Raw genomic sequence first — 19,180 nt, 5'->3', positions numbered from 1 at the left:
TGTAAACCCCTCTGTCCCTTTTGTGCTGCTTCGGGTCCCTCGCCCAGCGGCGTGTAACTTTGAGTTATGCGCCCATTCCAGTGACGAGGACGAGTCGGGTAGGTTGGCTCCATGAACGCGGAGAGTGACGAGCGGGGCGCGGTCGCCGAGCAGGCGGGGCCGGCGGCCGCCGCGGGGGAATCGGACCGGCAGGAGCGCGCGTTGGGCTCGCGGGCGCCGGGTTTCATCAAGGCGTCCAAGCCGCTCCATCTGAGCTGGCAGGTCGGCGTCTTCATCGTCGGCCTCGGCGTGGTGGTGGCGGGCGTGCTCATGCTGGTGCTGCCCGGCCCCGGCTGGCTGGTGATCTTCGGCGGCATGGCGATCTGGGCGACCGAGTTCGTCTGGGCCCAGTTGGTGCTGCGCTGGACCAAGCGCAAGGTCACCGAGGCGGCCCAGCGGGCCCTCGACCCGAAGGTCCGGCGGCGCAACGTCATCCTCACCACCGTCGGGCTCGTGATCGTGGCGGTGCTCGTCGCGGTCTACGTCTGGAAGTTCGGGCTCACCATGCCGTGGAAGATCGGCGCGTGACCCGCGGGCGGTCCGGGAGCACCGCTGACATGGGGTAATGTTTGCGGTGCGTCCGGGCGATTAGCTCAGTGGGAGAGCGCTTCGTTCACACCGAAGAGGTCACTGGTTCGAACCCAGTATCGCCCACCCGGACAGAGGGCCCGAGCGACGGAATCCGTCGCTCGGGCCCTCTTGCGTTCGCGTCTCTTACCGCCGCCCGCCGGTCCGGGGCGCCGCCCGTCACGGGCCCCGGACCGGAGGGCGGTCACCGCATCCGGCCCAGCGTCTCCCTCAGCCGGCGGGCGTCGCGCAGCCGCTGCTCGTACGTCGCCCCCACCGCCAGCAGCACCAGCCCGGCCAGCGCCGGGGGAGCCCAGCGGGGGAGCGCCCCGGCGACCTGCACCACGTACGGGGCCAACTCGTGCAGGCCGTCCAGTGCCAGCACCGCACCGCCGAGCAGGAGCAGCGCCTGGAGCCGGAACCGCGCCCCCAGCAACGTGACGGCCAGCGCCACGACGCCCAGCAGCAGCGGCCGCCGCCAGTCCGGGTCGGTCCAGGCCGCCAGCAGGCTCGGCAGCAGCGTCGCCGCGAGACCCGGCCCGTACGCCGTCCAGGAGGACGCCCGCGGGTCCTCGCGCCGCCGCAGCACTCCCACCACCAGCGCCGGCACGGTCACCGGCAGGGTGTACGCCTCCGGGAAGGACACCTCCGAAGCGGCCAGCCGCACCCAGGCGGCCGCCACGAACAGGACCACCGCCGCCCAGCCGGCCACCGGCCGCCGCTCCGGCCGCAGCGCCGAACCCGCCGCCAGCACCCCGCACAACGCCAGCACCAGCGCCAGGAACGGCGCGTCGCCCACCGCGAGCCCCACCGCGACCAGCGCCCCCGCAACCCCCGTCGACTCGACCGGCACCGCGGCCGGACGCCGCCCCAGCCGCGCCCCGAGCAGGACCGTCAGCGCGGGCGCCAGAAGCATCGGCACCGCGGCCTCGTGCGGCGCGAGCCCCAGCGACGGGCCCGCGCACCCCGTCAGCACGGTGCCCCCGACCACGGCGGCGACCGCGCACACCGCCTGCGGCGTCCGGGACCGCGCCCGGACCGCCGCCCCGGCGAACAGCGCGGTCAGCGCGCCGAACACCGCGTAGGCAGCCGCCTCGGACGCCAGCGACAGCAACCCCGCGCTCGCCGCCCCGGCCACCGCCCCCGCCAGCGCGGTCACCGGCACGGCCGACGACGCGCTCGGGCCGCCGCGCCCCGCGCCCCGTACCGCCACCGCCAGCAGCCCGGCCACCAGCAGCGTCTCCCCGGCGACCGCGACCGGGTACGGCACGTCCAGCACGGCCGCCGCGAGCAGCGGCGCGCCCCAGCCGAGCGCGAGGGCCGCCGCCCCCACCGCACCGCGCACCGCCGCGGAGGAGGGCCTGCGCGGGGCGGCGCCCCGACCGGCCCCCGGCCATCCCGCGCCCGCCGCCCACGCGCCGGACGCCGGGGGCGCCGGCACGGCCGGGTCGGCCGCCGACAGCGGGCCGGCGACCCGTACCAGCGCGGGCCACCAGCGGTACGCCGCCCCCAGCAGCCCGGCGACCACGGCGAGCACCACCGGGGCGGCGGCCATCCGCGACCACGGCACCGACGCCCCCAGCGCGGGCCGCACGCCCTCCGGCGCACCCGCCCACACCTCGGACAGCGACGACACCGGCCCCAGCAGCACCGCCCCGACCGCCGGCGCCGCCCACACCAGGGCCCCGGCCACCACCGCACCGGACGCGGCGAGCACCCCGCGCACCGCGTTCCGCGGCAGCCCCAGCCGTACCACCGCCACCAGGGCGAGACCGCAGAGCAGGTAGACGAGGACGCCCCAGCCGTTCCGGGCCGCCGCGCCCGGCACCCCGCCCACCGCGGCCACCGCCGCGAGCCCGGCCACCGCGCCGCCGATCGGGGCGAAGCCGCCTGGCGCGCGCCACGCGCCCGCCAGCGCTGCCGCGGCCGCCGCCAGCAGCAGCGCGCCCGGAGCCAGCGCCCCGAGCGGCCCGGAGGCGGTCGTCGACAGCACCAGTCCCACCAGCAGCGCCGCGAACCCGGTCGCCGCGCCGCCGAGGCACGCCGTCACCCGTACCCCGAGGCTCCCGGCCCGCAGGGCGATCGCCCCGTCCAGCACCGCCGTCGCCAGCAGCGCCCAGCCGACCACGAGCGCCGGCGCCTGGGCGGCCCACGCCCACAGCAGCAGCGGCCACTGCGCGAGCGCCACGGCGGCCGGCAGCGGGAGGCGCAGCGGGCGGAGCGCCCGTCCGTACGCGGTCCACAGGGCCGCGAGGAGCGCCGAGGCGACGGCCGTGAAGCGGAGGCCGTCGGCGCCGGGCGCCGCCACGGCGTGGAACGCGTAGACGTCCAGCAGCGTCAGCACCAGGGCGAGCGCCGCCAGCGCCTCGGCGGTGGCGTTGAGCTTGCGTCGCAGCAGGAGCGCCGGGGCGGCCAGCGCGCCCGCGGTCACCGCGCCCAGCACGGCGCAGCGCCCGCCGACGCCCATCGCACCCCAGCTCACCAGCGTGAACGCGATCGCGGCGACGGCCAGCAGCAGACCGCCCAGGGCCAGCAGGACGTTCTGCGGGCTGCGCGGGGCGGACGGCGGGGCGAGGCCCCACGGCTGTGCGGGAGGCGGACCCCAGCCGGCGGGGTGCCTGCCCGGCGCCACCGGGGCGGTCGACCGCAGCGCGGCGACCAGCCAGGCGCGGCGGGTCAGCAACTGGGCCCTGCGGGCGTCCAGGGCGGTCAGTTCACGGTCGAGGAGGGCGAGTTCCTCGACGGGCGGGGGCACGTGTTCCATGTACGGGAGTGTGGTTGCGGCCACACGCTCGCACATGCGCTCGGATACTCACTTCGCGGCCGCGCCGCCCTGAGTAGGGCCGGACCGCACCGGGCGCGGGGGCCTGCCGGAGGCGGTTTGAACGAAGCCCGCCGGGCCCTGTATGGTTCAACCCGTTCCGGGCGATTAGCTCAGTGGGAGAGCGCTTCGTTCACACCGAAGAGGTCACTGGTTCGAAACCAGTATCGCCCACCGGAGCGAGCCGGTCCGCAAGCAGCACGCGGACCGGCTTTCGCGTTCTCCGCCCCTGGTGCGCCCGCGCCGTGCGCTCACGCGGAGGCGGGCAGCTCCGGGCGCAGCGGCCACGCCGGGTCCACGGCCCGCGGCCTCCCGTTCCGGGCGAACGACGCCTCCAGGCCGCGCGCCCGGGCCGCGTGCCAGGTCGCCTGGAGGGTGTGCAACTCGGCCGGGGAGAGCCGCGCCAACCGGTCCGAGAAGCGCCGGCACACCGCGCGCACCAGCTCCAGCGCGGCGGTCGCGCCGGCCGCCGCGTCAGGGGAGTCCGCGAAGGCCACCTCGTAGTGCGCGCACAGGCCCGTGAGCGTGCGGCGGCCCTCGCGGCGGTGGTCCAGGTGTTCGTCCAGCACCCGCGGGTCCACCACCCGCAGCGGCGTGCCGTCCAGATAGCCGGCCAGCGGCGACGCCCGGTGCCGCCGCAGCTCCCGGTCCAGCAGCGTCAGGCCGAACGGCGCGTCCATCACGACCAGCGGACGCCCCGTCGCGCCGGTCTCCGCCAGCGCGCGGGCGATCTCGTCCATCACCGGCGCGGGCCAACGGCCGTTGCGCCGGAGGTGCTCCTCGGTCAGACCGTGGGGCGCGCTCGTCCCCGGCGGGACCGGAATCCCCGGATGGACCAGCCAGCGGGTGACGCGGACGCGTCCACCGGCGGTGTCCTGCGCGACGAGAGCGGCCGAGACGATCCGGTCCCGCTCGGCGTCCACGCCTGTCGTCCCCGTGTCAAAAGCGGCCAGTGGCCCCTCGAACCAATGCGTCATCCCCGAACTCCTCGCACCAGCACGGCAGATGGAGTGTTTCCCCTGCCCGGTATCGGTGATACCCGGCCCGTTTGCCGGATACGCCGTTTGCGGGCGGTCTGGTGCGGTGACCACCCGACTGGGGCGTACGGGAGTCGCCGGCCCGCCGCCCGGCCCGGTACCGGCCGTCCGGCGCGAGGGGCCTCCTGCCGCCCGGTCGGTGCGCCCGGAAGGCGTACGGCGCCGCGGCGCTCGCGCAACCCGGACCGGAGCGGGGCTCCGCAGGGTCGGGAGGGGCGCCCGCCGCGGGCGTCCCCGACGGCTGCCCGGCCCGCCCCGCGACACCGGCGCCCTCCCCGCCCGGCGACCCGCCCCGCCTCCGCGGGGACCCGCCGCAGGGGTGCCGATCACCGGCGCCGCGGTCCGGCCGCACCGCGCCTGACCCGCACGGTGCGGCCCGTGCCCGTACGGGCGGAGGAGGCCGGGCGCCACCGGCCGGCGCGGGCGCTCCGGGAGGACACGGGCTCCATCGGGGAGGCGTGCGCGGGCGAGGAGCCGGGGTCCTGCCCGGAAGGCGTTCGCATCGGGGGCGCACGGCTCGGTACGATTCGTACGGCTCAGCCATACGAAGGCGAGCGCCCCCTCAGTCAGGAGAGACCGGTGTCAGACGTCCGTGTGATCATCCAACGCGATTCCGAGCGGGAAGAGCACGTGGTGACGACGGGCACGACCGCCGGCGAGCTCTTCCCCGGTCAGCGCACCGTCGTCGCCGCGCGCATCGGCGGCGAGCTGAAGGACCTCTCCTACGAGCTGCGGGACGGCGAGAGCGTCGAGCCGGTGGAGATCTCCTCCGAGGACGGCCTGAACATCCTGCGCCACTCCACCGCGCACGTCATGGCGCAGGCCGTGCAGGAGCTGTTCCCCGAGGCCAAGCTGGGCATCGGCCCGCCGGTCAAGGACGGCTTCTACTACGACTTCGACGTCGAGAAGCCGTTCACGCCCGAGGATCTCAAGGCCATCGAGAAGAAGATGCAGGAGATCCAGAAGCGGGGCCAGAGGTTCTCCCGCCGGGTCGTCTCCGACGAGGCCGCCCGCGAGGAGCTGGCGGACGAGCCGTACAAGCTGGAACTCATCGGCATCAAGGGCTCCGCCTCCTCGGACGACGGCGCGGACGTCGAGGTGGGCGGCGGCGAGCTGACCATCTACGACAACCTCGACGCCAAGACCGGCGAGCTGTGCTGGAAGGACCTCTGCCGCGGCCCGCACCTGCCCACCACCCGGTTCATCCCGGCGTTCAAGCTGATGCGCAACGCCGCCGCCTACTGGCGCGGCAGCGAGAAGAACCCGATGCTGCAGCGCATCTACGGCACCGCCTGGCCGACCAAGGAGGAGCTGAAGGCGCACCTGGAGTTCCTGGAGGAGGCCGCCAAGCGCGACCACCGCAAGCTCGGCAGCGAGCTGGACCTCTTCTCCTTCCCCGACGAGATCGGCCCCGGCCTCGCCGTCTTCCACCCCAAGGGCGGCGTCATCCGCCGGGCCATGGAGGACTACTCGCGCCGCCGCCACGAGGAGGAGGGCTACGAGTTCGTCTACAGCCCGCACGCCACCAAGGGCAAGCTCTTCGAGAAGTCCGGCCACCTGGACTGGTACGCCGACGGCATGTACCCCCCCATGCAGCTCGACGACGGGGTGGACTACTACCTCAAGCCGATGAACTGCCCCATGCACAACCTGATCTTCGACGCGCGCGGCCGCTCGTACCGCGAACTGCCGCTGCGCCTCTTCGAGTTCGGCACGGTGTACCGGTACGAGAAGTCGGGCGTGGTGCACGGCCTGACCCGCTCGCGCGGCTTCACGCAGGACGACGCGCACATCTACTGCACCAAGGAGCAGATGGCCGAGGAGCTGGACCGCACGCTCACCTTCGTGCTGAACCTGCTCCGCGACTACGGGCTCACCGACTTCTACCTGGAGCTGTCCACCAAGGACCCGGAGAAGTACGTCGGCTCGGACGAGACCTGGGAAGAGGCCACCGAGACGCTGCGCCAGGTCGCCGAGAAGCAGGGCCTCCCGCTGGTCCCGGACCCCGGCGGCGCCGCGTTCTACGGCCCGAAGATCTCCGTGCAGTGCAAGGACGCCATCGGCCGCACCTGGCAGATGTCGACCGTGCAGCTCGACTTCAACCTGCCCGAGCGCTTCGACCTGGAGTACACCGGCCCGGACGGCTCCAAGCAGCGCCCGGTCATGATCCACCGCGCCCTGTTCGGCTCGATCGAGCGCTTCTTCGCCGTGCTCCTGGAGCACTACGCGGGCGCGTTCCCGGTCTGGCTGGCTCCGGTGCAGGCGGTCGGCATCCCGATCGGCGACGCCCACATCCCCTATCTCCAGGAGTTCGCCGCGAGGGCGCGCAAGCAGGGGCTGCGGGTGGACGTGGACGCCTCCTCCGACCGGATGCAGAAGAAGATCCGCAACCAGCAGAAGGCCAAGGTGCCCTTCATGATCATCGCCGGTGACGAGGACATGGCCAACGGGGCCGTCTCCTTCCGCTACCGCGACGGCGCCCAGGAGAACGGCATCCCGGTCGACGAGGCCATCGCCAAGATCGCGAAGGCCGTCGAGGACCGCGTCCAGGTCTGATCCGGCAGCAGAGGAGGCCCCCGCGGCGACGCGGGGGCCTTCCGCGTCCCGCGAGCCCCGCCCCCCCCGGGGGGGCGCGCGCCCCGACCGCACGCCCCACCGGGGTGAAGCAATATGCTGATCGGCATGACGAGTGAGCCGGAGCAGCAGATCGGGGTGGGGTCTCCCGACGCATTCCAGCGTCTGTGGACGCCCCACCGGATGGCGTACATCCAGGGCGAGAACAAGCCGAACGGTCCGGGGGCCGAGGACGGCTGCCCGTTCTGTTCGATCCCGGCCAAGTCCGACGAGGACGGACTCGTCGTGGCACGCGGCGAGCGCGTCTACGCGGTGCTGAACCTGTACCCGTACACCGGCGGCCACCTCATGGTCGTGCCCTACCGGCACGTGGCCGACTACACCGAGCTGGACGGGCCGGAGACGGCGGAGCTGGCGGACTTCACCAAGCGGGCGATGGCCGCGCTGCGGGCCGCCTCCGGGGCGCACGGGTTCAACATCGGGATGAACCAGGGCTCCGTCGCGGGCGCGGGGATCGCCGCCCACCTGCACCAGCACCTGGTGCCGCGCTGGGGCGGGGACACCAACTTCATGCCGGTCGTCGGCCACACCAAGGTGCTGCCGCAACTGCTGGGCGACACCCGGACGATGCTGGCCGCGGCCTGGCCGACGCACGAGCCGCCGGCCCGCTGAGCCGCCGACCGCTCCCCGTACGCGGAAGGGGCCCCCGGCGGTCCGCGCGGGGCCCCTCCTCGTCGGTCCGCGCGCCTACGCCTCGTACACGTCCGCCTTGCGCGGGGACGGGTCCTGGACCAGGCCGCTGAGCACCATCGAGCGGTTGTCGAAGCGCTCGGTGTCCACGCCGTGCTCCGCGAGCACGCGCAGCGCCGCCGTGTGGACGGCCCGCAGCACCGGGGTGGCGGCGCGCATCGCGTCGTCCGCCATGAAGCGGTGGTTCCACGGCTTGGCCGCCCAGGCGTGGCGCAGCCCGAACGGCTCCGGGAGCACCAGCTTGCCGCCCAGGTAGTCCAGCAGCGGCGGATACCAGGTGAGCGGGGCCCGCAGCGCGAGCCGCACCACCTCCTTGGCGTCCACCAGCGGCAACTGGACGTCGCGGGTCTCCCAGAACCGGACGGTCTTGTTCACCGTCTTCTTCTTGGCCTCGGGCTTGGAGAGGAACAGGCCGTGCACCGGCCCCAGCGCGTGGCCGGTGACCTCGATGCGCAGGGTCTCGTGGAGCACCGTGACGGTGATCATCATGGTGATCACCAACTGCCCGTCCCACAGGGAGAACTGGACGCCGAGGTAGTGGCGGTCACCGCTGCCGAACTGCTGGTGGTTGCAGATCCGCTGTATCTCGTGCGGCTTCACCTGGAAGGTGGCGACGTCCTCCCCCTCCGGGCGGGAGACGGAGTCGGCGTTCTCCCCGATGGGGGAGACGATCCAGTGCTTCACGGACGGCTTGGGGAAGCCGCCGGTGTTGAGCGGGCCGCGCTCCAGCATCTTCAACTGGTCGTGGATGATCCGGATCAGGTCCCAGCTCCGGAACTGGTGGATCTCCTTCGCCGGGTCCTTGGGGACCAGCTCCTCGGCCAACTGCCAACTGCCCCAGCGCGTCCCCATGCCGAGGATGCCCTTGGGGCCGGCGTAGAAGACCGCGTTGGACTCCTGCTCGGCCGAGAGCTTCTGCAGACCCTGGCGCAGCGCCTCGCGCGCGGTCTCGTTGGGGTTCTTCGGCACGGCCTCGGGGATCTTCGCGATCACCCCGGCGCCCGACAGCAGCCCCTCCCAGCGGGCCCGCAGGTCCTTGGCCGAGCCCTCCGCGATCCGCTTGGCGACCAGCCAGCCGATCAGCGGGGCGATGAGCGCGCCGCGCACGTACAGGCCGACGAACCCGACCAGCGGGAGCGTGACCATCAGCACCAGCGCGCCGATCCCGAAGGCCGCCAGCAGGACGGTGCCCACGGTCCGGAAGGCCACGTCCTTGGACTTGTTGAGCGCGTCGCGGATGCGGAAGGCGATCACCCAGGCCAGCAGCCCCGGCAGGAAGAGGATGCCGAAGACCGCGGTCACCAGTGTGAGCTTGGTGTCACGGGCCTTGCGCAGGTTGTTCGCGGACAGGCAGTGCTCGACCACCGTCTGCGGGTCCATGCCGAAGGACTGGATGAGCGCCTTGCGGGCGCCGCCGAGCATCCGCTCCTGGACCGCCCGGGCGAACGCCTCGCCGAGGTTGGGCCGGAAGTAGTCGGACTTGAACAGCTTGGACGAGCCCTGTTTCACCTGGGACCTGTGCCACTCGCTGTTGGCGTCCAGGATCTTCTCCACCGGGCTGTCCCGATACGCCGCCGAGGCCAGGGCGTTGGTCGCCACGGTCTGGCCCCCGCCGCCCTGGACCGGGATCTGGGCCCCGGGTGAGAAGTCGAATCCGTCGTTGGCCACTGCCTGTCACCCCCACTCGCCGCATGGTCTGCTCCTGCGGTGTGCCCAACTACCGTACGCGGCATACCTTCTGAGCTGCGACCACAGCGTATCGTCCGGGCCGCGCCACCGCCCGTCACCGGCGCGGACGGGCGCGGGTGTGCGACAGTGCGCCGGTCACGCGCCGGGTGATCCCTCCCGCCCGCCCCGCACCCGCCCCTGCCGGGCCCGCGTGCGTGGGGCGCGCACGGGGTCGATTCCTCCCGGCGCGGACACCGCGCCTCGCGTGCGTGCGTGCGGGCGCGCGTCCGCCCTCGCGCGAGCCGCCCGGCCGGCGGCGCGGGGCGGGCAGCGGCGACCGCGCGGCGGCGTCGCGCGCCCGTCCGGTGGAGCGCGCCGCCGGGTGACTACGATGGGCCAGCCGGTGGCCGAAGGGGCCGCTCGGCCAACCGAACCCTCGGGAAGGCCATGCTGAACAAGTACGCGCGTGCATTCTTCACGCGTGTCCTCACACCGTTCGCCGCTCTGCTGCTCCGCCTCGGGGTCAGTCCCGACGCGGTCACTCTCGTCGGCACGGCCGGAGTGATGGCAGGTGCGCTGGTCTTTTTCCCCATGGGGGAGTTCTTCTGGGGCACGATCGTCATCACGCTCTTCGTCTTCTCCGACCTCGTCGACGGCAACATGGCGCGGCAGGCCGGGGTCTCCAGCCGGTGGGGCGCGTTCCTCGACTCGACCCTGGACCGGGTCGCCGACGGAGCGATCTTCGGCGGCTTCGCCCTCTGGTACGCGGGCGGCGGTGACGACGACGTCCTGTGCGCCGTCTCGATCTTCTGCCTGGCCAGCGGCCAGGTGGTCTCGTACACCAAGGCGCGCGGCGAGTCGATCGGCCTGCCGGTCGCCGTCAACGGCCTGGTCGAGCGGGCCGAGCGCCTGGTGATCTCGCTGGTCGCCGCCGGACTCGCCGGACTGCACGCGTTCGGCGTCCCCGGCGTCGACGTCCTGCTGCCGATCGCCCTGTGGATCGTCGCGGCGGGCAGCCTCGTGACGCTGATCCAGCGCGTGGTGACCGTACGCCGTGAGTCCGCCGAGGCGGACGCCGCCGAGGCCGCCGCCCCCGCCGGTCCGGCCGGGCGGGGGAGCGAGGCCGACCGGTGAGCGGCGCGGGACTGAGGGGCCGACTCGCCGACGGGCTCTACGGACTGGGCTGGAGCGCCGTCAAGACGCTGCCCGAGCCGGCCGCGGCGGCCCTCTTCCGCACCATCGCCGACCAGGCGTGGAAGCGGCGCGGCAGGAGCGTACGGCGGCTGGAGTCGAACCTGGCGCGGGTCGTCCCCGACGCCGGCCCGGAGCGGCTGGCCGAGCTGTCCCGCGCCGGGATGCGCTCGTACATGCGCTACTGGATGGAGTCGTTCCGGCTGCCGACCTGGAGTCCGCAGCGGATCGAGGACGGCGTCGACGTCGCCGACATCCATCTGGTGACCGAGAGCCTGGACACCGGTCGCGGCGTCATCCTGGCCCTGCCGCACCTGGCCAACTGGGACCTCGCCGGGGCCTGGGTCACCACCGGCCTGAAGGTCCCCTTCACCACCGTCGCCGAACGGCTGAAGCCGGAGACGCTCTACGACCGGTTCGTCGCCTACCGCGAGGGCCTGGGCATGGAGGTCCTGCCGCACAGCGGCGGTTCGGCCTTCGGCACGCTGGCCCGGCGGCTGCGATCGGGCGGCCTGGTCTGCCTGGTCGCCGACCGGGACCTGTCCGCGTCCGGGGTCGAGGTGTCGTTCTTCGGGGCCCCGGCCCGGATGCCCGCGGGCCCGGCCCTGCTCGCGCAGCAGACCGGCGCGCTGCTGCTGCCGGCGACGCTCTGGTACGACGGCACGCCGGTGATGAAGGCGCGCGTCCACCCCGCGATCGAGGTGCCGTCGGAGGGCACCCGCGTCGAGAAGGCGACCGCCATGACCCAGGCGCTGGCCGACGTCTTCGCCGCCGGCATCGCCGAGCACCCGGAGGACTGGCACATGCTCCAGCGGCTCTGGCTGGACGACCTGGACCCCCGCAGGGAGACCGCGTGAAGATCGGCATCGTCTGCCCGTACTCCTGGGACGTGCCGGGCGGCGTGCAGTTCCACATCCGGGACCTGGCCGAGCACCTGATCCGGCTCGGCCACGAGGTCTCCGTCCTGGCCCCCGCCGACGAGGAGACGCCGCTGCCGCCGTACGTGGTCTCGGCCGGCCGCGCCGTCCCCGTCCCGTACAACGGCTCGGTCGCCCGGCTGAACTTCGGCTTCCTGTCGGCGGCCCGCGTACGGCGCTGGCTGCACGACGGCACGTTCGACGTCATCCACATCCACGAGCCGACCTCCCCCTCGCTGGGCCTGCTGGCCTGCTGGGCGGCGCAGGGCCCGATCGTGGCCACCTTCCACACCTCGAACCCGCGTTCGCGGGCGATGATCGCCGCGTATCCGATCCTCCAGCCCGCACTGGAGAAGATCAGCGCGCGGATCGCCGTCAGCGAGTACGCCCGGCGCACGCTGGTGGAACACCTCGGCGGCGACGCCGTGGTCATCCCGAACGGCGTGGACGTCGGCTTCTTCGCGCGGGCCGAGCCGAAGCCGGAGTGGCAGGGGCAGACGCTGGGCTTCATCGGCCGCATCGACGAACCCCGCAAGGGGCTGCCCGTCCTGATGAAGGCGCTGCCCGCCGTCCTCGCCGCCCACCCGGAGGCCCGGCTGCTGGTCGCGGGGCGCGGCGACGAGGAGGAGGCGGTGGCCACGCTGCCGAAGGAGCTGCGCGAGCGCGTCGAGTTCCTCGGCATGGTCAGCGACGAGGACAAGGCCCGCCTGCTGCGCAGCGTGGACGTGTACGTGGCTCCCAACACCGGCGGCGAGAGCTTCGGCATCATCCTCGTCGAGGCGCTGTCGGCCGGAGCGCCGGTGCTCGCCAGCGACCTGGACGCCTTCGCCCAGGTGCTGGACCAGGGCGCGGCGGGCGACCTGTTCGCCAACGAGGACGCCGACGCGCTGGCCGCCGCCGCCGTCCGGCTGCTGGGCGACCCGGAGCGCCGGGCGGGGCTGCGCGAACGGGGCGAGGCCCACGTACGGCGCTTCGACTGGTCCACCGTGGGGGCCGACATCCTCGCGGTGTACGAGACGGTGACGGACGGCGCCGCGTCGGTCGCCGCGGACGAGCGCTCGGGGCTGCGGGCGCGGTTCGGGCTGGCGCGGGACTGACGGCGGCGGGTCGACGGCGCGGTGCGGCTGGGGCGGCGCTGACGGCGCCGCTCGGCCTGGGGCGGGGCTGACGGCGGCGGGTCGACGGCGCGGTGCGGGCTGGCGCGGGACCGGCGGCGGGCACGGGCCGGGTCCGGGCGACGGTAGCGTGGGGGCCCGTGATCGAAACCCTCATCTGGATCGCCGTCGCCCTCTTCGCGATCGGCTTGTACCTCAGTTGGACCGCGGGCCGGCTCGACCGCCTGCACTCCCGCATCGACGCCGCCCGCGCCGCCCTCGACGCCCAACTGCTGCGGCGCGCCTCGGTCACCCAGGAGCTGGCCACCTCCGGCGTCCTGGACCCGGCCGCCTCGATCGTCCTGTACGAGGCCGCGCACGCCGCCCGGCAGGCCGAGGAGGAGCACCGCGAGGTCGCCGAGAGCGAGCTGAGCGCCGCCCTGCGCGCCGTCTTCGGCGAACCGGCCCAGGTCGACGCGGTGAAGGAGTTCCCCGGCGGCGAGGAGACGGCCGGGGAACTGGCCGCCGCCGTCCGCCGCGTCCCCATGGCCCGGCGCTTCCACAACGACTCCGTGCGCGCCGCGCGCGCCCTGCGGCGCCACCGCGCGGTACGCCTGTTCCGGCTGGCCGGGCACGCGCCGTTCCCGCTCGCCTTCGAGATGGACGACGCGCCTCCGGTGGCCCTCGCCGACCGCCCCGGCGCCTGAGCGCGGCGACCGGGGTCTCGACGGCGGTGCCGGGAGGCGGGCCGGGGGCGGCAAAACGATCCACGCCGTGTCCATTGGCCCTTGCTGTGGACTGCTTCCGCAGCGTTTGCTCACCGGTGCAGCATCCAGCGTCTTTCACCGAGTGAGGTCCCGTGTCCACGCTTCCCAGCACCCCGCAGTCCGCCGAGTCCCACGCCACCGGCACCGCCCGCGTCAAGCGCGGCATGGCCGAGCAGCTCAAGGGCGGCGTGATCATGGACGTCGTCGACGCCGAGCAGGCGAAGATCGCCGAGGACGCGGGCGCCGTGGCCGTCATGGCCCTGGAGCGGGTCCCGGCCGACATCCGCAAGGACGGCGGCGTGGCCCGGATGTCCGACCCCGACATGATCGAGGGGATCATCGGCGCGGTCTCCATCCCCGTCATGGCCAAGTCCCGCATCGGCCACTTCGTCGAGGCCCAGGTCCTCCAGTCGCTCGGCGTCGACTACATCGACGAGTCCGAGGTCCTCACCCCGGCCGACGAGGTCAACCACAGCGACAAGTTCGCGTTCACCACCCCCTTCGTCTGCGGCGCCACCAACCTCGGCGAGGCCCTGCGCCGCATCGCCGAGGGCGCGGCCATGATCCGCTCGAAGGGCGAGGCCGGCACCGGCAACGTCGTCGAGGCCGTCCGCCACCTGCGCCAGATCAAGAACGAGATCGCCCGCCTGCGCGGCTTCGACAACAACGAGCTGTACGCCGCCGCCAAGGAGCTGCGCGCCCCCTACGAGCTGGTCAGGGAGGTCGCGGAGCTGGGCAAGCTGCCCGTCGTCCTCTTCTCCGCGGGCGGCGTCGCCACCCCGGCCGACGCCGCGCTGATGCGCCAGCTCGGCGCCGAGGGCGTCTTCGTCGGCTCCGGCATCTTCAAGTCGGGCGACCCGGCCAAGCGCGCGGCCGCGATCGTGAAGGCCACCACCTTCTACGACGACCCGAAGGTCATCGCGGACGCCTCCCGCGCCCTGGGCGAGGCCATGGTCGGCATCGACTGCGACACGCTGCCCGAGTCCCAGCGCTACGCCAACCGCGGCTGGTAGCCCACCGATGAGCGACACCCCTGTCATCGGCGTCCTGGCCCTCCAGGGCGACGTACGGGAGCACCTGATCGCCCTGGCCTCGGCCGACGCCCTGGCCAGGCCGGTCCGGCGGCCCGAGGAACTGGCCGAGGTGGACGGCCTGGTCATCCCCGGCGGCGAGTCCACCACCATGTCCAAACTGGCCGTCCTCTTCGGCATGATGGAGCCGCTGCGCGAGCGGGTCCGCGCCGGGATGCCGGTCTACGGCACCTGCGCCGGGATGATCCTGCTGGCCGACGAGATCCTCGACCCCTCCCCGAGCCCTCGACCCCGTTCGAGCGGGGGACACCCCGTGTCGGGTCAGGAGACCGTCGGCGGCATCGACATGATCGTGCGCCGCAACGCCTTCGGCCGGCAGAACGAGTCGTTCGAGGCCCCCGTCGAGGTCGACGGGATCGACGGCGGCCCGGTGGAGGGCGTCTTCATCCGCGCGCCCTGGGTCGAGTCGGTCGGGGCCGGCGCCGACGTGGTCGCCGAGCACGGCGGGCACATCGTGGCGGTGCGGCAGAAGAACGCCCTCGCCACCTCGTTCCACCCCGAACTGACCGGCGACCATCGCGTGCACGCCCTGTTCGTGGACATGGTGCGCGCGGCCACGTGACCGACCCCGGTAGGATCTCTCGGGTTCCACCCGATTTTGGTGACGCGAAGGAGAAGGCAGATGTCCGGCCACTCTAAATGGGCTACGACGAAGCACAAGAAGGCCGTGATTGACGCCAAGCGCGGCAAGCTCTTCGCGAAGCTGATCAAGAACATCGAGGTCGCGGCGCGCTCCGGCGGCGTGGACCCCGACGGCAACCCGACGCTCGTCGACGCCATCCAGAAGGCGAAGAAGAGCTCCGTCCCGAACAAGAACATCGAGTCCGCCGTCAAGCGCGGCGGCGGTCTCGAAGCGGGCGGCGCCGACTACGAGACGATCATGTACGAGGGGTACGGCCCCAACGGCGTCGCGGTGCTCATCGAGTGCCTCACCGACAACCGCAACCGCGCCGCCTCGGACGTACGCGTCGCGATGACCCGCAACGGCGGCTCCATGGCCGATCCGGGCTCCGTCTCGTACCTGTTCAACCGCAAGGGCGTCGTGATCGTGCCCAAGGGCGAGCTGACCGAGGACGACGTCCTGGGCGCCGTGCTCGACGCGGGCGCCGAGGAGGTCAACGACCTCGGAGAGACCTTCGAGGTGGTCAGCGAGGCCACCGACATGGTCGCGGTGCGCACCGCGCTCCAGGAGGCGGGCATCGACTACGACTCCGCGGAGGCCAACTTCCTCCCGACCATGCAGGTCGAGCTGGACGAAGAGGGCGCCCGCAAGATCTTCAAGCTCATCGACGCGCTGGAGGACAGCGACGACGTGCAGAACGTCTTCGCCAACTTCGACGTCTCCGACGAGGTCATGGAGAAGGTCGACGCCTGACGGCGCGACCGGCACGGGGGCGCGACGGGCCGACGGGGACACCCCGTCGCCCCGTCGCCGTTGTCGGTGCGGCCCGATGTCAGCGCGAGCCGATAGCCTGCGGGAACACATGAACGAGCGGGTGCGGCGAGGACCAGGGGGCTCCATGCGGGTGCTGGGCATTGATCCGGGACTGACCCGGTGCGGCGTCGGCGTGGTCGAGGGCGTCGCGGGACGGCCGCTGACCATGCTCGGCGTCGGCGTCGTGCGCACCTCCCCGGACGCCGCGCTCGGAGACCGGCTCGTCGCCGTCGAGCGGGGCATCGAGCAGTGGCTCGACGAGCACGCGCCGGGCTTCGTCGCGGTGGAGCGCGTCTTCGCCCAGCACAACGTCCGCACCGTGATGGGCACCGCCCAGGCCAGCGCGGTCGCCATGCTCTGCGCCGCCCGCCGCGGCATCCCCGTGGCCCTGCACACCCCCAGCGAGGTCAAGGCGGCCGTCACCGGCTCCGGCCGCGCGGAGAAGGCGCAGGTCGGCGCGATGGTGACCCGGCTGCTGCGGCTGGACGCGCCCCCCAAGCCCGCCGACGCCGCCGACGCGCTCGCCCTCGCGATCTGCCACATCTGGCGCGCACCCGCGCAGAACCGGCTCCAGCAGGCCGTCGCCGCCCACCGCGCGTCCGGCACGGTCCGCACGCCCGGCACCCCCCGTACGCTGAAAGGCCGCACCGCATGATCGCCTTCGTCTCCGGCCCGGTGGCCGCCCTCGCCCCGACCACGGCCGTCATCGAGGTCGGCGGCATCGGCATGGCCGTCCAGTGCACCCCCTCCACCCTCGCCGGCCTGCGCGTCGGCCGGGAGGCCCGGCTCGCCACCTCGCTGGTCGTCCGGGAGGACTCCCTCACCCTGTACGGCTTCGCGGACGACGACGAGCGGCAGGTCTTCGAACTGCTCCAGACCGCCAGCGGCGTGGGCCCCCGCCTCGCCCAGGCGATGCTCGCCACCCACAGCCCCGACGCGCTGCGCCTGGCCGTCTCCACCGGCGACGAGAAGGCCCTCACCGCCGTCTCCGGCATCGGCAAGAAGGGCGCCCAGAAGCTGCTGCTGGAGCTGAAGGACCGGCTCGGCGCACCCGTCGGCACACACATCGGCCGGCAGGGCGCCCCCGCCCCCGCCGCCGGCTGGCGCGACCAGCTCCAGGCCGCCCTGATCGGCCTCGGCTACGCGAGCCGCGAGGCCGACCAGGCGGTCGACGCCGTCGCCCCGCAGGCCGAGGCGGCCGTCGCGGAAGGCGCCGCGCCCCCCGTGGCCCAGCTCCTGCGGGCCGCCCTGCAGACTCTCAACCGCGCACGCTGACCGGCGCCGAACCACCGAAGAGGCCTCACATGAACTGGGACGAGACCGATCCCGACGCCGGCGGACCGACCGGGCCGGCCTTCGACGACCGCCTGGTCGACGCCGGCGCGGACGGCGAGGACACCGCGGTCGAGGCGGCCCTGCGCCCCAAGGACCTGGACGAGTTCGTCGGCCAGGAGAAGGTCCGCGAACAGCTCGACCTGGTCCTCAAGGCCGCCCGCGCCCGCGGCGCCACCGCCGACCACGTCCTGCTCTCCGGCGCCCCCGGCCTCGGCAAGACCACCCTCTCGATGATCATCGCCGCCGAGATGAACGCCCCGATCCGGATCACCTCCGGGCCCGCCATCCAGCACGCGGGCGACCTCGCGGCGATCCTCTCCTCCCTCCAGGAGGGCGAGGTCCTCTTCCTCGACGAGATCCACCGCATGTCCCGGCCCGCCGAGGAGATGCTCTACATGGCGATGGAGGACTTCCGCGTCGACGTCATCGTCGGCAAGGGCCCCGGCGCCACCGCGATCCCGCTCGAACTGCCGCCGTTCACCCTGGTGGGGGCCACCACGCGGGCCGGGCTGCTGCCGCCCCCGCTGCGCGACCGCTTCGGGTTCACCGGGCACATGGAGTTCTACGCCCCCGCCGAGCTGGAGCGCGTCCTCCACCGCTCCGCGCGCCTCCTCGACGTCGGCATCGACGCGGCGGGCGCGGCCGAGATCGCCGGGCGCTCGCGGGGCACCCCCCGGATCGCCAACCGCCTGCTGCGACGCGTCCGCGACTACGCCCAGGTCAAGGCGGAGGGCACGATCGACCGGCAGATCGCCGCGGCCGCCCTCAAGGTGTACGAGGTTGACGCCCGAGGTCTCGATCGGCTGGATCGCGCGGTGCTCGGCGCCCTGCTGAAGCTGTTCGGCGGCGGACCGGTCGGCCTGTCCACCCTGGCGGTCGCCGTGGGGGAGGAGCGGGAGACCGTGGAGGAGGTCGCCGAGCCCTTCCTCGTACGGGAAGGTCTGCTGGCCAGGACGCCGCGCGGCCGTGTCGCCACCCCGGCGGCGTGGGCGCACCTGGGCCTGGTCCCGCCGCAGCACGCCGCCAAGGGGCAGCAGGGCCTGTTCGGGGTCTGAATCGCGGCACGGGTTCGCGTCGGCCGGAACCACGGTGCCATGCTGGGCGTTGTTCCATCGATGCGGACTCGCTTAGACTCCGCCGATGCCGCCCTTACCGGTCGGTGTACCCACCCCCGTATATACAGGCCGCATTCCAGCGCGGTCGTGCGAAGGAATTCCCGTCCCGTGGATATCTTGACTCTCCTCCCGTTCATCGTGCTCATCGGGGCCATGTTCCTGATGACCCGCTCCGCCAAGAAGAAGCAGGCGGCCGCTGCACAGATGCGCGACGACATGCAGCCCGGCACCGGCGTCCGGACGATCGGGGGCATGTACGCGACCGTCAAGGAAGTCCACGACGACACCGTCCTGCTCGAGATCGCCCCCGGCGTGCACGCCGTCTACGCCAAGAACGCGATCCAGGCCGTCCTGGACGACGCGGAGTACAACCGCATCGTGCACGGCGAGGACGAGGAGTCGGGTGCGGACGGGGCCGTCGTCCCCGACGACGCCTCCTCCCTGACCGGTGAGCCCGGCGCGGACGCGGAGATCGCCAAGATCGACCTGGGCAAGGACGACTCGGCCGCCGACGCCGTCGACCTGGGCAAGGACGACTCGGCCGCCGACGCCGAGGACGCCAGGAGCGAGGCCAAGAACGACGGCAAGTCCGACGGCGAGGCCGGCGCCAAGTAGTTCACACGATTCCGGGGACGTGGGGGGGGGGGGGGGGGGGGGGGGGGGGCCCGGGGGGGGGGGGGTGGGCGGGGGGGGGGGGGGGGGCCCGGGGGAGCGTAGTACATCCCGCGTGGCGGTTCCTGGGTTTCCCCCGCGAAGAGGGTGGTCTCTTCTTTCTCCCC

17 protein-coding genes and 2 tRNA genes are annotated in these 19,180 nt (G+C 73.5%); 16 read left to right on the top strand and 3 right to left on the bottom strand.

The features are described from left to right. The first annotated feature begins 111 nt into the window (after window positions 1–111). Both ACZ6EJ_RS15785 and ACZ6EJ_RS15780 read left to right on the top strand, forming a co-directional pair. Window positions 112–567 (top strand): TIGR02611 family protein, encoded by a 456-nt coding sequence (locus ACZ6EJ_RS15785; protein WP_469267625.1) that lies wholly within the window; start codon window positions 112–114, stop codon window positions 565–567. 54 nt (window positions 568–621) lie between these two features. Beyond that, window positions 622–693, top strand: a tRNA-Val gene (locus tag ACZ6EJ_RS15780). A 118-nt stretch (window positions 694–811) separates the two neighbouring features. On the opposite strand, the gene ACZ6EJ_RS15775 is transcribed toward ACZ6EJ_RS15780, so the two are convergent. Beyond that, window positions 812–3,370, bottom strand: a complete 2,559-nt coding sequence (locus ACZ6EJ_RS15775) for an SCO7613 C-terminal domain-containing membrane protein (protein ID WP_469267624.1) — start codon at window positions 3,368–3,370, stop codon at window positions 812–814. Window positions 3,371–3,529: 159 nt separating this feature from the next. On the opposite strand from ACZ6EJ_RS15775, the gene ACZ6EJ_RS15770 reads away from it, so the two are divergent. Next, window positions 3,530–3,601 (top strand) — tRNA-Val (locus ACZ6EJ_RS15770). A gap of 77 nt (window positions 3,602–3,678) precedes the next feature. On the opposite strand, the gene ACZ6EJ_RS15765 is transcribed toward ACZ6EJ_RS15770, so the two are convergent. Beyond that, window positions 3,679–4,404, bottom strand: a complete 726-nt coding sequence (locus ACZ6EJ_RS15765; RefSeq protein ID WP_469267623.1) for a 3'-5' exonuclease family protein — start codon at window positions 4,402–4,404, stop codon at window positions 3,679–3,681. A gap of 639 nt (window positions 4,405–5,043) precedes the next feature. Here ACZ6EJ_RS15765 and thrS point away from each other — a divergent pair. Beyond that, window positions 5,044–7,020, top strand: a complete 1,977-nt coding sequence (thrS, locus tag ACZ6EJ_RS15760) for a threonine--tRNA ligase (protein WP_469267622.1) — start codon at window positions 5,044–5,046, stop codon at window positions 7,018–7,020. Window positions 7,021–7,134: 114 nt separating this feature from the next. Then, window positions 7,135–7,710: an HIT family protein gene (locus ACZ6EJ_RS15755; RefSeq protein ID WP_469267621.1), complete on the top strand. Its 576-nt coding sequence runs from the start codon at window positions 7,135–7,137 to the stop codon at window positions 7,708–7,710. Window positions 7,711–7,785: 75 nt separating this feature from the next. Here the strand turns inward: ACZ6EJ_RS15755 and ACZ6EJ_RS15750 are convergent, their stop codons facing one another. Beyond that, entirely contained in the window at window positions 7,786–9,456 is a 1,671-nt protein-coding gene (locus ACZ6EJ_RS15750) for a hypothetical protein (protein ID WP_469267620.1), read from the bottom strand. 447 nt (window positions 9,457–9,903) lie between these two features. On the opposite strand from ACZ6EJ_RS15750, the gene pgsA reads away from it, so the two are divergent. The 11 genes from pgsA (at window position 9,904) to yajC (ending at window position 19,016) form a co-directional block, all read left to right on the top strand. Then, window positions 9,904–10,590 (top strand): phosphatidylinositol phosphate synthase, encoded by a 687-nt coding sequence (pgsA, locus tag ACZ6EJ_RS15745; RefSeq protein ID WP_469267619.1) that lies wholly within the window; start codon window positions 9,904–9,906, stop codon window positions 10,588–10,590. Beyond that, window positions 10,587–11,504 carry a phosphatidylinositol mannoside acyltransferase gene (locus tag ACZ6EJ_RS15740; protein WP_469267618.1) on the top strand — a complete coding sequence of 306 codons (918 nt, stop codon included), beginning with the start codon at window positions 10,587–10,589 and terminating at the stop codon, window positions 11,502–11,504. Before pgsA ends, ACZ6EJ_RS15740 begins: the two co-directional genes overlap by 4 nt. Next, window positions 11,501–12,661, top strand: a complete 1,161-nt coding sequence (locus tag ACZ6EJ_RS15735) for a glycosyltransferase family 4 protein (protein ID WP_469267617.1) — start codon at window positions 11,501–11,503, stop codon at window positions 12,659–12,661. The genes ACZ6EJ_RS15740 and ACZ6EJ_RS15735 overlap by 4 nt, the downstream gene beginning before the upstream one ends. A gap of 158 nt (window positions 12,662–12,819) precedes the next feature. Continuing rightward, a complete protein-coding gene (locus tag ACZ6EJ_RS15730) occupies window positions 12,820–13,365 on the top strand; it encodes a hypothetical protein (RefSeq protein ID WP_469267616.1) in 546 nt (181 codons plus the stop codon). Between the two features lie 152 nt (window positions 13,366–13,517). Next, window positions 13,518–14,438, top strand: coding sequence for a pyridoxal 5'-phosphate synthase lyase subunit PdxS (gene pdxS / locus ACZ6EJ_RS15725; protein ID WP_469267615.1), 921 nt, complete (start codon window positions 13,518–13,520; stop codon window positions 14,436–14,438). A 7-nt stretch (window positions 14,439–14,445) separates the two neighbouring features. After that, window positions 14,446–15,078, top strand: coding sequence for a pyridoxal 5'-phosphate synthase glutaminase subunit PdxT (gene pdxT, locus ACZ6EJ_RS15720; protein ID WP_469267614.1), 633 nt, complete (start codon window positions 14,446–14,448; stop codon window positions 15,076–15,078). Window positions 15,079–15,138: 60 nt separating this feature from the next. Next, the gene (locus tag ACZ6EJ_RS15715) at window positions 15,139–15,891 is read left to right on the top strand and encodes a YebC/PmpR family DNA-binding transcriptional regulator (RefSeq protein ID WP_030085918.1); all 753 of its coding nucleotides are present in this window, start codon (window positions 15,139–15,141) and stop codon (window positions 15,889–15,891) included. Window positions 15,892–16,036: 145 nt separating this feature from the next. Next, the gene (gene ruvC, locus ACZ6EJ_RS15710; RefSeq protein ID WP_469267707.1) at window positions 16,037–16,606 is read left to right on the top strand and encodes a crossover junction endodeoxyribonuclease RuvC; all 570 of its coding nucleotides are present in this window, start codon (window positions 16,037–16,039) and stop codon (window positions 16,604–16,606) included. After that, entirely contained in the window at window positions 16,603–17,226 is a 624-nt protein-coding gene (gene ruvA / locus ACZ6EJ_RS15705) for a Holliday junction branch migration protein RuvA (RefSeq protein WP_469267613.1), read from the top strand. Before ruvC ends, ruvA begins: the two co-directional genes overlap by 4 nt. 29 nt (window positions 17,227–17,255) lie before the next feature. Further along, window positions 17,256–18,341: a Holliday junction branch migration DNA helicase RuvB gene (gene ruvB, locus ACZ6EJ_RS15700; protein ID WP_469267612.1), complete on the top strand. Its 1,086-nt coding sequence runs from the start codon at window positions 17,256–17,258 to the stop codon at window positions 18,339–18,341. 168 nt (window positions 18,342–18,509) lie between these two features. Continuing rightward, window positions 18,510–19,016 (top strand): preprotein translocase subunit YajC, encoded by a 507-nt coding sequence (gene yajC, locus ACZ6EJ_RS15695; protein WP_469267611.1) that lies wholly within the window; start codon window positions 18,510–18,512, stop codon window positions 19,014–19,016. Window positions 19,017–19,180: the final 164 nt, after the last annotated feature.

The organism is Streptomyces sp. NPDC041970, from assembly GCF_055588985.1.
Note: the sequence above shows the minus strand (reverse complement) of the source record. Positions and strands in the feature narration are given on the sequence as shown.

Coding starts and splice junctions, on each gene's coding strand:
- ACZ6EJ_RS15785 (WP_469267625.1), top strand. CDS start 112: ATGAACGCGGAGAGTGACGAGCGGGGCGCGGTCGCCGAGCAGGCGGGG.
- ACZ6EJ_RS15775 (WP_469267624.1), bottom strand. CDS start 3,370: ATGGAACACGTGCCCCCGCCCGTCGAGGAACTCGCCCTCCTCGACCGT.
- ACZ6EJ_RS15765 (WP_469267623.1), bottom strand. CDS start 4,404: ATGACGCATTGGTTCGAGGGGCCACTGGCCGCTTTTGACACGGGGACG.
- ACZ6EJ_RS15755 (WP_469267621.1), top strand. CDS start 7,135: ATGCTGATCGGCATGACGAGTGAGCCGGAGCAGCAGATCGGGGTGGGG.
- pgsA (WP_469267619.1), top strand. CDS start 9,904: ATGCTGAACAAGTACGCGCGTGCATTCTTCACGCGTGTCCTCACACCG.
- pdxT (WP_469267614.1), top strand. CDS start 14,446: ATGAGCGACACCCCTGTCATCGGCGTCCTGGCCCTCCAGGGCGACGTA.
- ACZ6EJ_RS15715 (WP_030085918.1), top strand. CDS start 15,139: ATGTCCGGCCACTCTAAATGGGCTACGACGAAGCACAAGAAGGCCGTG.
- ruvC (WP_469267707.1), top strand. CDS start 16,037: ATGCGGGTGCTGGGCATTGATCCGGGACTGACCCGGTGCGGCGTCGGC.
- ruvA (WP_469267613.1), top strand. CDS start 16,603: ATGATCGCCTTCGTCTCCGGCCCGGTGGCCGCCCTCGCCCCGACCACG.
- ruvB (WP_469267612.1), top strand. CDS start 17,256: ATGAACTGGGACGAGACCGATCCCGACGCCGGCGGACCGACCGGGCCG.